This window comes from Streptomyces yangpuensis (assembly GCF_024666385.1).
GTDB lineage: Bacteria > Actinomycetota > Actinomycetes > Streptomycetales > Streptomycetaceae > Streptomyces > Streptomyces yangpuensis.
The window spans coordinates 2,931,488-2,944,712 of the sequence record NZ_CP102514.1; the positions used below are offsets into that span (position 1 = coordinate 2,931,488).

General features: G+C 69.4%; 10 protein-coding genes and 1 rRNA gene. 2 read left to right on the forward strand and 9 right to left on the reverse strand.

From position 1 onward, the window contains the following. Positions 1-232: 232 nt before the first annotated feature. Both NRK68_RS13345 and NRK68_RS13350 read right to left on the reverse strand, forming a co-directional pair. A 16S ribosomal RNA gene (locus NRK68_RS13345) occupies positions 233-1,756 on the reverse strand. A gap of 593 nt (positions 1,757-2,349) precedes the next feature. Then, positions 2,350-3,357: a stage II sporulation protein M gene (locus NRK68_RS13350; protein WP_257855859.1), complete on the reverse strand. Its 1,008-nt coding sequence runs from the start codon at positions 3,355-3,357 to the stop codon at positions 2,350-2,352. A 111-nt stretch (positions 3,358-3,468) separates the two neighbouring features. Between NRK68_RS13350 and NRK68_RS13355 the strand changes: the two genes are divergently transcribed. Further along, positions 3,469-4,443 carry an RDD family protein gene (locus NRK68_RS13355; protein ID WP_257855860.1) on the forward strand — a complete coding sequence of 325 codons (975 nt, stop codon included), beginning with the start codon at positions 3,469-3,471 and terminating at the stop codon, positions 4,441-4,443. Positions 4,444-4,470: 27 nt separating this feature from the next. Here the strand turns inward: NRK68_RS13355 and NRK68_RS13360 are convergent, their stop codons facing one another. Both NRK68_RS13360 and ahcY read right to left on the reverse strand, forming a co-directional pair. Next, on the reverse strand, positions 4,471-5,091 hold the full coding sequence (locus NRK68_RS13360) for a hypothetical protein (protein WP_183069811.1): 621 nt from the start codon (positions 5,089-5,091) through the stop codon (positions 4,471-4,473). A 98-nt stretch (positions 5,092-5,189) separates the two neighbouring features. Further along, the gene (gene ahcY / locus NRK68_RS13365) at positions 5,190-6,626 is read right to left on the reverse strand and encodes an adenosylhomocysteinase (protein WP_183069812.1); all 1,437 of its coding nucleotides are present in this window, start codon (positions 6,624-6,626) and stop codon (positions 5,190-5,192) included. 317 nt (positions 6,627-6,943) lie between these two features. Between ahcY and lepB the strand changes: the two genes are divergently transcribed. Beyond that, entirely contained in the window at positions 6,944-7,630 is a 687-nt protein-coding gene (lepB, locus tag NRK68_RS13370) for a signal peptidase I (RefSeq protein ID WP_183069813.1), read from the forward strand. Positions 7,631-7,715: 85 nt separating this feature from the next. Here the strand turns inward: lepB and NRK68_RS13375 are convergent, their stop codons facing one another. The 5 genes from NRK68_RS13375 to NRK68_RS13395 form a co-directional block, all read right to left on the reverse strand. After that, a complete protein-coding gene (locus NRK68_RS13375) occupies positions 7,716-8,639 on the reverse strand; it encodes a cation diffusion facilitator family transporter (RefSeq protein WP_183069814.1) in 924 nt (307 codons plus the stop codon). 72 nt (positions 8,640-8,711) lie between these two features. Then, complete coding sequence (gene manA, locus NRK68_RS13380; RefSeq protein WP_183069815.1) at positions 8,712-9,872, reverse strand: mannose-6-phosphate isomerase, class I; 1,161 nt, start codon at positions 9,870-9,872, stop codon at positions 8,712-8,714. A gap of 39 nt (positions 9,873-9,911) precedes the next feature. After that, a complete protein-coding gene (locus NRK68_RS13385) occupies positions 9,912-11,045 on the reverse strand; it encodes an SIS domain-containing protein (protein ID WP_183069816.1) in 1,134 nt (377 codons plus the stop codon). Positions 11,046-11,161: 116 nt separating this feature from the next. Beyond that, a complete protein-coding gene (locus NRK68_RS13390; protein WP_030966304.1) occupies positions 11,162-11,344 on the reverse strand; it encodes a Trm112 family protein in 183 nt (60 codons plus the stop codon). 449 nt (positions 11,345-11,793) lie between these two features. After that, positions 11,794-13,164: a phosphomannomutase/phosphoglucomutase gene (locus tag NRK68_RS13395; protein WP_257855861.1), complete on the reverse strand. Its 1,371-nt coding sequence runs from the start codon at positions 13,162-13,164 to the stop codon at positions 11,794-11,796. Between the last annotated feature and the right edge of the window lie 61 nt (positions 13,165-13,225).

Consider the following 13,225-nt stretch of genomic DNA (forward strand, 5'->3'; position numbering starts at 1 on the left):
TCACCCTGATCCACAAGGAATCAAGTTCACTGGGGCCGGCACTGAAGACATGACCAACGGCCGTACCTTCAGGACCCAACAACGTGCCAAGCACGATCCCGTCGACTTTCGCTGTGTTCCACGCCGAAGCAGTACTTACAGGAAGTGTCAGAAACCGTGCCAACTAATCAACGTTCCACCCATGAGCTGACCGTGCAGAACGTTTGTCTGCAATCGGTACTGTGCTCCTTAGAAAGGAGGTGATCCAGCCGCACCTTCCGGTACGGCTACCTTGTTACGACTTCGTCCCAATCGCCAGTCCCACCTTCGACAGCTCCCTCCACAAGGGTTGGGCCACCGGCTTCGGGTGTTACCGACTTTCGTGACGTGACGGGCGGTGTGTACAAGGCCCGGGAACGTATTCACCGCAGCAATGCTGATCTGCGATTACTAGCGACTCCGACTTCATGGGGTCGAGTTGCAGACCCCAATCCGAACTGAGACCGGCTTTTTGAGATTCGCTCCACCTCACGGTATCGCAGCTCATTGTACCGGCCATTGTAGCACGTGTGCAGCCCAAGACATAAGGGGCATGATGACTTGACGTCGTCCCCACCTTCCTCCGAGTTGACCCCGGCGGTCTCCTGTGAGTCCCCATCACCCCGAAGGGCATGCTGGCAACACAGGACAAGGGTTGCGCTCGTTGCGGGACTTAACCCAACATCTCACGACACGAGCTGACGACAGCCATGCACCACCTGTATACCGACCACAAGGGGGGCACTATCTCTAATGCTTTCCGGTATATGTCAAGCCTTGGTAAGGTTCTTCGCGTTGCGTCGAATTAAGCCACATGCTCCGCCGCTTGTGCGGGCCCCCGTCAATTCCTTTGAGTTTTAGCCTTGCGGCCGTACTCCCCAGGCGGGGAACTTAATGCGTTAGCTGCGGCACCGACGACGTGGAATGTCGCCAACACCTAGTTCCCAACGTTTACGGCGTGGACTACCAGGGTATCTAATCCTGTTCGCTCCCCACGCTTTCGCTCCTCAGCGTCAGTAATGGCCCAGAGATCCGCCTTCGCCACCGGTGTTCCTCCTGATATCTGCGCATTTCACCGCTACACCAGGAATTCCGATCTCCCCTACCACACTCTAGCTAGCCCGTATCGAATGCAGACCCGAGGTTAAGCCTCGGGCTTTCACATCCGACGTGACAAGCCGCCTACGAGCTCTTTACGCCCAATAATTCCGGACAACGCTTGCGCCCTACGTATTACCGCGGCTGCTGGCACGTAGTTAGCCGGCGCTTCTTCTGCAGGTACCGTCACTTTCGCTTCTTCCCTGCTGAAAGAGGTTTACAACCCGAAGGCCGTCATCCCTCACGCGGCGTCGCTGCATCAGGCTTTCGCCCATTGTGCAATATTCCCCACTGCTGCCTCCCGTAGGAGTCTGGGCCGTGTCTCAGTCCCAGTGTGGCCGGTCGCCCTCTCAGGCCGGCTACCCGTCGTCGCCTTGGTAGGCCATTACCCCACCAACAAGCTGATAGGCCGCGGGCTCATCCTTCACCGCCGGAGCTTTCCACCGCAGAAGATGCCTTCCGCAGTCGTATCCGGTATTAGACCCCGTTTCCAGGGCTTGTCCCAGAGTGAAGGGCAGATTGCCCACGTGTTACTCACCCGTTCGCCACTAATCCACCCCGAAGGGCTTCATCGTTCGACTTGCATGTGTTAAGCACGCCGCCAGCGTTCGTCCTGAGCCAGGATCAAACTCTCCATGAATGTTTACCCGTGATCGGGTGCACACGCACGAAAGAGCGGGCGCATCATGTCGGAATATGACCGACGCGCCACAACGTCCTCGCTGTGTTTGTCGCCTGCAAGCACCCGAAGGCCCGACAGGTCTTTTTCAAAGGAACCTCATCCACCGAAGTGGACGGGGTATCAACTTCTGGCGTTGATTTTTGGCACGCTGTTGAGTTCTCAAGGAACGGACGCTTCCTTCGTACTCACCCTCGCGGGTTTTCCTCCGGGCTTTCGTTCTGCTGTCTTGCGTTTCCGACTCTATCAGACTCTTTCGTGTCCGATTTCCTCGGTGCTTTCCAGGTTTTCGCTTTCGCGTTTCCCTTTCCGGCGGTTCCGACTCTATCAGAAGTTTTCCACCGGATTTCCCGGCTTCGAATTCCTGAGATGAGGATTCGGATGTACCCCGATCGGATCTTGATGTCCATGTGGGGTGAGAGAGACTTTAAACCATCGCTGCCGAACTTGTCCAGTTCGAGGCAACCGTTCGAATCTACCTCCCCGCTCGTTCCGTGTCAACGGCGTTTGCGGGACGACGAGGAGACTAGCAGCTCAGCAGGCTTGTACGCACATCAGGCCGCGGTCGGGAGCGTTGCGGTCCGGTCGGCGGCCTCCACGTCGCCGAGTTCGCCGGCGCGGGCGGCCCTGCCGCCCAGGATGAAGACGTAGAGCAGGAAGACCGCCTCGGCGACCACGCCGATCGTGATGCGCGCCCAGGTGGGGAGCCCCGAGGGGGTGACGAAGCCTTCGATCAGGCCGGAGACGAAGAGGACCACCGCGAGGCCGATGGCCATGCCGAGGGCGGCCCGGCCCTGTTCGGCGAGGGCCGTGCGACGGGTGCGGGGGCCGGGGTCGATGACCGTCCAGCCCAGGCGCAGCCCGGTGCCCGCGGCCACGAAGACGGCCGTCAGTTCGAGCAGGCCGTGCGGGAGGATCAGGCCCAGGAAGACGTCGAGCCGGCCGGCGGATGCCATCAGGCCGAGGCCGACCCCGAGGTTGGCCATGTTCAGGAAGAGGATCCACAGCACCGGGATCCCCAGGAAGACACCCAGGACCAGGCAGATCGCGGCCGCCTGGGCGTTGTTCGTCCAGACCTGGGCGGCGAAGGAGCCCGCGGGGTTGCTGGAGTAGTACGTCTCGTACTCGCCGCCCGGTTTCGTCAGCTCCTTCAGCTGCTCCGGGGCGGCGATGGCGCCCTGGACCTCCGGGTGCGTGGCTATCCACCAGCCGATGAGCACGCCGAGCGCCGTGGAGAGCAGGGCCGTCGGTATCCACCAGCGGCGGCTGCGGTAGACCGCGGCCGGGAAGCCCACGGTGAAGAAGAGGGCGGCGTCGCGCCAGCCGGCGCGGCGGGTGCCCGTGACCGTGGCGCGGGCGCGCGCGACCAGCTGGGTCAGCCGTCCGGTGAGCATGGGGTCCGGTGCGCTGGACTGGATGAGGGAGAGATGGGTCGAGGTGCGCTGGTAGAGGGCGACGAGTTCGTCGGCCTCCTCGCCCGTCAGCTTGCGGCCGCGGCCCAGGAGCTGCTCCAGGCGGTCCCATTCCGCGCGGTGTGCCGTGACGAAGACGTCGAGATCCATCCGGTGCGCTCCCCTGCCCAGGTCCCCTGGCCGCTGCCTATTCCTAGTGTGGTCAGCTTGGCAGACTTGATGCAGTAGGGGCGGGGGCAGGTCCACATGAGAGGTGCCGCGGTGAGCGATCTGGTGACGGGGGACGCGGTCGTCCTGGGGCTGCGGCCGGCGAGGCTGCCGAGCCGGGCGCTGGCGATCCTGCTGGACCTGGTGGTCTACGTCACCGCGTACGGGCTCATCGGGGTCGGGCTGACCTTCGCGACCGCCTCGATGGATCCTGCGGCGCAGGCCGCCATCGCCGTGGCGAGCTTCCTGTTGCTGCTGGTCGGCATCCCGATCGCGGTCGAGACCCTGTCCCACGGGCGTTCGCTGGGCAAGCTCGCCTGCGGGCTGCGGGTGGTGCGCGACGACGGCGGGCCGATCCGGTTCCGGCACGCGCTGGTGCGCGGGGCCCTCGGCGTGGTGGAGCTGCTGCTGACCTTCGGCACGGTGGCGGCCATCGCCTCGCTGGTGTCGGCGCGCGGGCGGCGGCTCGGGGACGTCTTCGCGGGGACCCTGGTGGTCCGGGAACGGGTGCCGGGTGCGCGGGTGATGCCGGTGCCGGCGCCGCCGCCGTGGCTGGCGGGACGGTTCACCCAGCTGGACCTGTCCGCCGTACCGGACGGGCTGTGGCTGGCGATCCGCCAGTACCTGACGCGCATGAACCAGCTGGATCCGCAGGTGGGTGCGGCGATGGCGGCGCGGCTCGCGGACGATCTCGTGGCGCGTACGGGGGCGCCGCCGCCGGCGGGGGTGCCGGCCGCGGCATTCCTGATGGCCGTGGTCCACGAGCGTCAGTCGCGCGATGCCGCCCGGGCCTTCCACACGGCGGCCGCTTCCGCCGCCTCGCCCGTCCCTCCGGTCGCTTCGGCCCCTGCGGTCCCGTCCGGTTTCGGGCCGGTGCCTACCGCGGCGCCCGCGCAACACGCGCAGCCCGCCCCGTACGCCCCCCACGTCGCTCCCGCGCCCGCGGCCCCGGCGGCCCCGGCGGCTCCGGCGGCTCCGGCGGCTCCCGTGGAGGCTCCGCGCGCCGGTGGGTTCGCTCCGCCCGCCTGAGCGGGGCGGGGCCGGGCGGGGCGGGGGTCAGTGCTCCTCGAAGGCCGAGGGCGGGGTCTCCAGGTGTTCCAGTTCGATGCCGGGGGCCGAGAGGACCACGTCGCCGGCGATGTGGACCGTGTGGACCTCGCCCGTGTCCAGGGCGGTGATCCGGTACTCGTCCACGAGGAGCGGGCCGCTGTCCGTGGCGTGTTCCTGGCGGGCCACCAGGGCCCAGGCCTGGTCGACCGTACGCGGGGCCAGGACCGGGTCGGTCAGGGCGAGCAGGCGGACGCGGGTCGCGGGCGCGCCGGGGGTGAGGCGCAGCAGGCGGGTCGTGGCGATCAGGAAGGCCGGGGAGGTACCGGTGAAGCCGGGGGCGGCGATGTTGCCCTCGGTGGCCTCCGTGCCGGTGGGGTCGGTGCGGACCCAGGTGACGCCGTCGAGGGCGGCTCCGCGGACCTGCCAGCTCGCGGCGTTGACCTCCAGGCGGATGGGGCGGCCGAGTTCGTCGATCGCCAGGTCGACGGAGCCGCGGTGATCGCCGTCCGGGGTGGTCAGCTGGGAGACGTAGCGCCAGCCGGAGGGGCCGGGGGCGCAGTGGAAGTGCTCCTCGGCGAGGGGGGTGTGGTCGTGCGGGTCGTGGAGCGAGTATCGGCCGCGGGGCATGGTGCGCACACTTCTTCGGATCGGGGGATACGGGGCAGGCCCCCGGCACGTGTGCCGGGGGCCTGCTTCAGGTCCGTCCGCGGTTGATCAGCCGGTGATCAGTAGCGGTAGTGGTCCGGCTTGTACGGGCCCTCGACCTTGACGCCGATGTAGGCGGCCTGCTCCGGGCGGAGGGTGGTGAGCTTGACGCCGAGGGCGTCCAGGTGGAGGCGGGCGACCTTCTCGTCGAGGTGCTTGGGCAGCACGTAGACGTCGGTCGGGTACTCCTCCGGCTTGGTGAAGAGCTCGATCTGGGCCAGGGTCTGGTCCGCGAAGGAGTTCGACATGACGAAGGAGGGGTGGCCGGTCGCGTTGCCGAGGTTGAGCAGGCGGCCCTCGGAGAGCACGATCAGGACCTTGCCGTCGGGGAACGTCCAGGTGTGGACCTGCGGCTTGACCTCGTCCTTGACGATGCCCTCGACCTTGGCCAGGCCGGCCATGTCGATCTCGTTGTCGAAGTGGCCGATGTTGCCCACGATGGCCTGGTGCTTCATCTTGGCCATGTCGGCGGCCATGATGATGTCCTTGTTGCCGGTCGTGGTGATGAAGATGTCGGCGATCTCGACGACGTCGTCCAGCGTGGCGACCTGGTAGCCGTCCATCGCCGCCTGCAGGGCGCAGATCGGGTCGATCTCGGTGACGATGACGCGCGCGCCCTGGCCGCGGAGCGACTCGGCGCAGCCCTTGCCGACGTCGCCGTAGCCGAAGACGACCGCGACCTTGCCGCCGATGAGGACGTCGGTGGCGCGGTTGATGCCGTCGATGAGGGAGTGGCGGCAGCCGTACTTGTTGTCGAACTTCGACTTGGTGACGGCGTCGTTCACGTTGATCGCCGGGAACAGCAGGGTGCCCTCGGACATCATCTCGTAGAGACGGTGGACACCGGTGGTGGTCTCCTCCGTCACGCCGCGGATCTCGGACGCGAGCTGGGTCCACTTCTGGGGGGACTCGCCGAGGGTGCGGTTGAGCAGGGTGAGGATGTGCCCGTACTCCTCGGAGTCCGCCGTGGACGGGTCCGGGGCCTCGCCGGCCTTCTCGAACTCGACGCCCTTGTGGACGAGGAGGGTGGCGTCACCACCGTCGTCGAGGATCATGTTCGGGCCGCCGGTGGGGGTGTTCGGCCAGGTCAGCGCCTGCTCGGTGCACCACCAGTACTCCTCCAGCGTCTCGCCCTTCCAGGCGAAGACGGGGACGCCCTGCGGGTTCTCCGGGGTGCCGTTCGGGCCCACCGCGATGGCGGCGGCAGCGTGGTCCTGGGTGGAGAAGATGTTGCAGGAGGCCCAGCGGACGTCGGCGCCGAGGGCGACGAGGGTCTCGATGAGCACGGCCGTCTGCACGGTCATGTGCAGGGAGCCGGTGATGCGGGCGCCGGCGAGGGGCTGGGCCTCCGCGTATTCGCGGCGGATCGACATCAGGCCCGGCATCTCGTGCTCGGCGAGGGTGATCTCCTTGCGGCCGAAGGCGGCCAGGGAGAGGTCTGCGACCTTGAAGTCCATGGGTGCTGCTCCTCATGGTTCGAGAGGTGGGTACGGCTGGTCCGTGCGCCGTCCTGGGGACGGGACACCGAGCACAGTCCGTCGGGGGTCCTCTCTCCCCTCGGCCGGTCGCAGGGACCGCCCGACCCGCCATCAGCAGCGACGCCTGACACTGCCCACGAATCTACACCGATCGGCGGCGGCGACCCCAGTCGAACGGAGAACTGGACGGGCCCGGATGCCGGGGCCCGTCCGGCCGCGCGCCCCCAGTCGCGGCGCCTTTTCGGCCAGACCGTAATCTTCCAGCCGTTCGTACTGGTGGGAGGGGTTGGGAATTCATGGCACGCAGGCCTGGACGACGTCGGGGGCTCTGGGCGATCGCCCTGCTGGTGCTCGGTGTCACGCTGGCAGCCGGTCCGCTGGCGTACATGTTCGCCCGGTTCGCCCCGGTGAAGCAGTTCAGCGAGAACATGCTGCCCACGATCCCCGTCGGGAGCGCGCTCGCGATGGAGAAGGACCACGGTGAGGTCCGGCACGGCGACGTGGTCACCTACGACCCGGCCGAGTGGGGGTTCGACGGCCCGTTCGTCGGACGTGTCGTGGCGCTGGGTGGGGACCACATCGCCTACGCGGCGGGCGACCGGGCGCTGACCCTCAACGGGAAGCCGCTCGACGAGCCGTACGTGCGCGACGGCGACCCCGGGGCCGGCGGGGTGAGTTTCGCCGTCTCGGTGCCGCATGGCCGGATGTTCGTACTGGGCGACAACCGCGGCAATTCGGCGGACTCCCGGTTCCATGGCTCGCACCACCAGGGGACGCTGCCGGTGTCCGCGGTGACCGGGGTCGATTCCGGGATGCACGAGGAGTCCCCGCTGATGGTGGTCCTCGGCCTGCTCATGCTGGCCGGGGTCTGTCTCCTGCCCGCGTCGGTCGGGCTGGGGATCGCCTCGCTCGTGGCGCGGCGGCGCAGGCCGGTCGAGGTGCACGGGCCCGTCTGGGGCGCCACGCGGGTGGACGCTCCGTAGTCCCCGGTCCCCGCACGTACGCCGAAGGCCCCCGCGGGCTGCTGCTCGCGGGGGCCTTCGGCGTGTACGTACGGGGTGTGCGGGACTACTTGGCGGCCTCGGGGCGGTAGATGTCCGGCTCCAGGTAGATCACGCGGGCGATCGGAACGGCCTCGCGGATGCGGGCCTCGGCGGCGTTGATCGCGTCGGCCACCTGGGTCGCGGTGTCGTTGCCCTCGACGGCGATCTTCGCGGCGACCAGCAGCTCCTCGGGGCCGAGGTGCAGGGTGCGCATGTGGATGACGCGGGTGACGACGGTCCCGTCGACGGCCGCGGCCTTGATCTTCTCGACCTCTTCGACGCCGGCGGACTCACCGAGCAGCAGGGACTTGGTCTCCGCGGCCAGGACGATCGCGATGGCGATGAGCAGGACGCCGATGCACAGGGTGCCGATGCCGTCCCAGACGCCGTTGCCGGTCAGCAGGGCGAGGCCGACACCGCCGAGCGCCAGGATCAGGCCGACGAGCGCGCCGAGGTCCTCCAGCAGCACCACGGGCAGTTCGGGGGCCTTGGCCCGCTTCACGAACTGGGTCCACGACAGCGTGCCGCGGATCACGTTCGACTCCTTGATCGCGGTGCGGAAGGAGAAGGACTCGGCGATGATCGCGAAGACCAGGACGCCGACGGGCCAGTACCAGGCCTCGATCGGGTGCGGTTCGTGGATCTTCTCGTAGCCCTCGTAGATGGCGAACATGCCACCGACGGTGAAGAGCACGATGGAGACGAGGAAGGCGTAGATGTAGCGCTCGCGACCGTATCCGAAGGGGTGCTGCGGGGTCGCCTCGCGCTGGGCCTTCTTCCCGCCGAGCAGGAGCAGGCCCTGGTTACCGGAGTCCGCGAGCGAGTGGACGCTCTCCGCGAGCATCGACGACGAGCCGCTGAAGAGGAACGCCACGAATTTGGCTACAGCGATGGCGAGGTTGGCGGCGAGTGCCGCCACGATCGCCTTGGTACCGCCCGACGCGCTCATGGGTACAGGGTGTCCTTCCTGGGCCAGTGACTACGGCCGCACATTGTTGCAGCCCCTGGGCCGGAGGCCGCGTCAGACCACCACGGTGGCCCGGAAGACCGTACCGTTTCCGGAGAGTTCGACCTTTTCGTCCGCCGGTACGAAGGCCGATCCGCCGGGCGTGAGCGCCAGTTCGCCGGCCTGCGCGGAGCCTCCCGTGCAGAGCAGGATCTGCGGGGCGCCGTCGGGGAGGACATGGGGGGCGCCGCCGGGCGCGAGGAGGAAACGCGAGAGCCGGAACTCGTCGATGGGGGCCTCGTAGACCTCCTCGCCGCCGTCCCCCTCGGGCCGCATGACGGCCGGGTCGCTCGGCTCGAACCGCACGATCTTCAGCAGCTCGGGGACGTCCACGTGCTTGGGGGTGAGGCCGGCGCGCAGCACGTTGTCCGAGTTGGCCAGCAGCTCGACACCGAGGCCGTCGAAGTAGGCGTGCGGGACGCCCGCGCCGAGGAACAGCGCCTCGCCGGGCTGGAGTCGGACGTGGTTGAGCAGCATGGCCGCGAGCACGCCGGGGTCCCCCGGGTACTCGTGGGCCAGGGCCGCGTACGTGGCGTACTCGCCGCCCAGGTGTGCGGCGGCGGCAGCGGTCTCGGTGACCGTACGGGCCATCTGCTCGCGGTCCGCGGTCAGTACGGCAGTCAGCACCTCGCGGAGCGCGGCCTCCTCGGGGTGGGCGCGCAGCAGGTCGGCGTACGGCTTCAGGGAGCCCACGCCCAGCCCTTCGAAGAGGTCCGCGGACGCCTGCGGGGAGCGGAAGCCGCACAGCCCGTCGAACGTCGTGATCGCGCAGATCATCTCGGGCTTGTGGTTGGGGTCCTTGTAGTTGCGGTGGCCCGCGTCGATCGGGATCCCGCGCCGCTCCTCCTCCTCGAACCCGGCCTTCGCCTGGGCCAGGTCGGGGTGGACCTGGAGGGAGAGCGGGGCGCCGGCGGCGAGGATCTTGAAGAGGAAGGGCAGCCCGGGACCGAACTTGGCCACGGTGGCGGCGCCGAGCTCCCCCTCGGGGTCGGCGGCGATGACCTCCGCGAGCGACCTCTCGCCGGCGCCGCGGTCGACGCGGGACGGGGCGCCGGGGTGGGCTCCCATCCACAGCTCGGCCTGGGGTTCACCGGTGGGTTCGACACCGAGGAGCGCGGGCAGGGCCGTGGTGGATCCCCAGGCGTAGGGGCGGATCGTGTTGGTGAGGCGGTCCATCGTCGTCTTCCTGGATAGATCCGGGTGCGTGCGCGAGCTTCAGCCCTGTCCCCCGGACGCCAACGCCAGGTAGGCGGTGGCGAAATCCGTGACGGCGAGCAGTTCGGCGAGCTGCTCCAGCTCGGCGCCTTCCTCCGGTTCCAGCTCGCTGATCGCCGTGTCGTGGCTGAGGGCGAGTTCGCGTGCGGCGGGGGCGGCGGTGAGACCGCCGGCAGGCCGGTCGCGGAGCAGGACGACGCGGGCGCGAAGGGCCTGGGGCTCTTCGACCCGGTCGCGGAAGAAGTCGTCGGGGTCGGCGCCGGCGGCGAAGTCACCGGCGAGCAGGACGCCGTGGGCGGGCAGTGCCTCGGGGAGCGCGGCGGCCAGTGCGGGGCGGCCGGCGAGCTCGGCGAGGGTGGCGGCGAAGCGGCGGCCGGCGGGGCCGGCGCCGGTGCCCTCGCTCCAGATGAGCGGCAGCGAGTCCGCCAGCTCGGCGGCGAGGGTCTTGGCCGGGTTGGAGTAGGTGGCGATGGCGGGCCCGCAGCGTTCGGCCGTCCGGTCGAGCCGGTCGGCGACGAGCTGGAGGGTGTCGGGGGCCGCGGTGATCAGGCCGACCTTGTCGAGGAGCAGCAGCAGCGGCGTCAGCAGGGCCCACAGGGCGCCCGGGCCCGCGGCGGCGGATTCGTCGAAATCCTGGTACGGGGCCTTCGCCATCGGTACGAGGAGCCCGTGCGCGCCGTCCACCGCCTCGCTCAGCGGTGACCGCTCGGGCGCCACGGCGACGACCGTGCAGCCGCGCCGGTAGGCCTGCTCGGCGAGCACGGCGAGCCCGGGCTCGGTGCCGTCGGTGGTGGCCACGAGCAGCAGGTCGACCGAGCCGGCCCAGCCGGGCAGGGACCAGCGCAGGGCCCCGGCGGCGTGGGCGACCCCGGTGGGGTCGAGCCGGATCACGGGCGCGGAGGCGCCCGCGAGGGCGCCGAGCAGGTCGGCGACGCCGGTGGCGGCGGTGCCGGGCCCGGCGATCAGGACGGCGCGCGGCCGGCCGTCGGGGCGCAGGTTGGCGATGCCCGCCTCGCTCGCGTGCCGGGCCGCGGTACGGACTCTGGCCCCGGCCTCGGCCGCACCGCGGAGCAGGCCCCGTCGGTCGACGCGGGCGAGATCGTCCGGTGCGTCGAGGAGCGACTCGTCGAGCATGGCGGCCTCCGGCTGTTGGGTGACGGGAACCTGTCTGCGTCTGCGCGTGGTGCGGGGTGGGGTGGTACGGGTGCGGTGCGGGGTGGGGTGGCGTGGTGCGGGTCGGCCGGGGTGGGTCAGGCGGGGCGGCGGGCCTCGTCCACGAGGAGGACCGGGATGCCGTCGCGGACCGGGTAGGCGAGACCGCAGTCCTCACCGGTGCAGAGCAGCTCGGGGGTCTCGTCGGCCGACTTGTCCTCGAGGGGCGCGTGGCAGGCGGGGCAGGCGAGGATCTGCAGGAGGCCGGCTTCGAGCGGCATGGGGTGGGTTCCCTTCGGGGATGCGGGTGGGGCGTGGTCAGCGTACCCCTGGGGGTCCGCCGGTGCGGCCTGGGGCGGGCGGGGGGTGTATCCCGGCCCCGCCGGGGCGCTGGGACCGCTGGGCCCGGCTGAGGGGAACCCCGGCTCCGCCGGAGCGCTGGGACCGCTGGGGCCGGCCCCGGGGAACCCCGGCTCCGCCGGGTGCCGGGCGCTGCCCGGACCCGCGCCTCAAACGCCGGCGAGGCTGAAATTGCCGGCCCGCCCCGGAAAGCGCGGGGCCGGGGCGCTGGGACCGCTCGGGCCCGGCCCCGGGGAACCCCGGCTCCGCCGGGTGCCGGGCGCTGCCCGGACCCGCGCCTCAAACGCCGGCGAGGCTGAAATTGCCGGCCCGTGCCGGAGAGTGCCGGAGAGTGAGGGGGCTGGGGACCAGCCCCCTCACTCTCCGGATCTCAGGCGCGGATGAGGGACAGGGCTTCGTCGCGGATGCGGGCCAGGGTGTCCGGGTCACGGGCCTCGACGTTCAGCCGGAGCAGCGGCTCGGTGTTCGAGGCGCGGACGTTGAACCACCAGTCCGCACCCGTCACCGTCAGACCGTCCAGCTCGTCCAGCTCCACACCCTCACGGCCGCCGAAGGACTCCTTCACCGCCGCCAGACGCCCCGCCTGGTCCGCCACCGTCGAGTTGATCTCCCCCGACCCGGCATACCGGTCATAGGAAGCCACCAGAGCCGACAGCGGACCCTCCTGGCCGCCCAGCGCCGCCAGCACATGCAGCGCCGCCAGCATCCCCGTGTCCGCGTTCCAGAAATCCCTGAAGTAGTAGTGCGCCGAGTGCTCACCACCGAAAATCGCACCCGTCCTCGCCATCTCCTCCTTGATGAAGGAATGACCCACCCGGGTGCGCACAGGGGTACCGCCGTTCTCCCGCACGACCTCCGGAACGGACCAGGACGTGATCAGATTGTGGATCACCGTGCCCGACCCGCCGTTGCGCGCCAGCTCACGCGAGGCCACCAGCGCCGTGATCGCCGACGGCGACACCCCCACACCACGCTCGTCCACGATGAAACAACGGTCCGCGTCCCCGTCGAAGGCGATCCCCAGATCCGCCCCCTCCGCCACCACCCGCGCCTGCAGATCCACGATGTTCTTCGGATCCAGCGGGTTCGCCTCATGGTTGGGGAACGTACCGTCCAGCTCGAAGTACATCTCCGTCACATCGAGGGGAAGGCCCGCGAACACGGTCGGGACGGTGTGACCGCCCATACCGTTGCCCGCGTCCACGACCACCTTCAGCGGACGGATCGACGACAGGTCCACCAGAGAACGCAGGTGCTCCGCGTAGCCCTTGAGGGAATCCTGCTCCGTGACCGTTCCCGGTACCGTGCCCGCCGGGACCTGCGGGGCGCCCGCGTCCAGCCAGCCCTCCACCAGGGAACGGATCTGCGACAGACCCGTGTCCTGGCCCACCGGCGCCGCACCCGCACGGCACATCTTGATCCCGTTGTACCGCGCCGGATTGTGCGACGCCGTGAACATCGCACCCGGCAGACCCGACGACCCCGACGCGTAATACAGCTGATCCGTCGAACACAGACCGATCAACGTCACATCCACACCACGCGCCGCCGCACCCCGCGCGAACGCCTGCGACAGACCCGGAGACGACGGACGCATGTCATGACCCACCACGATCGCCGAGCCACCCACCACCTCGACGAAGGCAGCACCGAACAGCTCCGCCAGCGACTCGTCCCACTCGTCCGGCACAACGCCACGCACGTCATACGCCTTGACGATGTTCGAAAGATCTGCGGCCACTGCCTGCCCTCCTGAGGTTCTGTGCGGTTCGGCAAACCTACCCTGAACCCGCAGCGGCACC

Excerpts from the sequence above, each read along its gene's own strand:
- NRK68_RS13350 (WP_257855859.1), bottom strand. The coding sequence starts at position 3,357 with ATGGATCTCGACGTCTTCGTCACGGCACACCGCGCGGAATGGGACCGC.
- NRK68_RS13360 (WP_183069811.1), bottom strand. The coding sequence starts at position 5,091 with ATGCCCCGCGGCCGATACTCGCTCCACGACCCGCACGACCACACCCCC.
- ahcY (WP_183069812.1), bottom strand. The coding sequence starts at position 6,626 with ATGGACTTCAAGGTCGCAGACCTCTCCCTGGCCGCCTTCGGCCGCAAG.
- lepB (WP_183069813.1), top strand. The coding sequence starts at position 6,944 with ATGGCACGCAGGCCTGGACGACGTCGGGGGCTCTGGGCGATCGCCCTG.
- NRK68_RS13375 (WP_183069814.1), bottom strand. The coding sequence starts at position 8,639 with ATGAGCGCGTCGGGCGGTACCAAGGCGATCGTGGCGGCACTCGCCGCC.
- manA (WP_183069815.1), bottom strand. The coding sequence starts at position 9,872 with ATGGACCGCCTCACCAACACGATCCGCCCCTACGCCTGGGGATCCACC.
- NRK68_RS13385 (WP_183069816.1), bottom strand. The coding sequence starts at position 11,045 with ATGCTCGACGAGTCGCTCCTCGACGCACCGGACGATCTCGCCCGCGTC.
- NRK68_RS13390 (WP_030966304.1), bottom strand. The coding sequence starts at position 11,344 with ATGCCGCTCGAAGCCGGCCTCCTGCAGATCCTCGCCTGCCCCGCCTGC.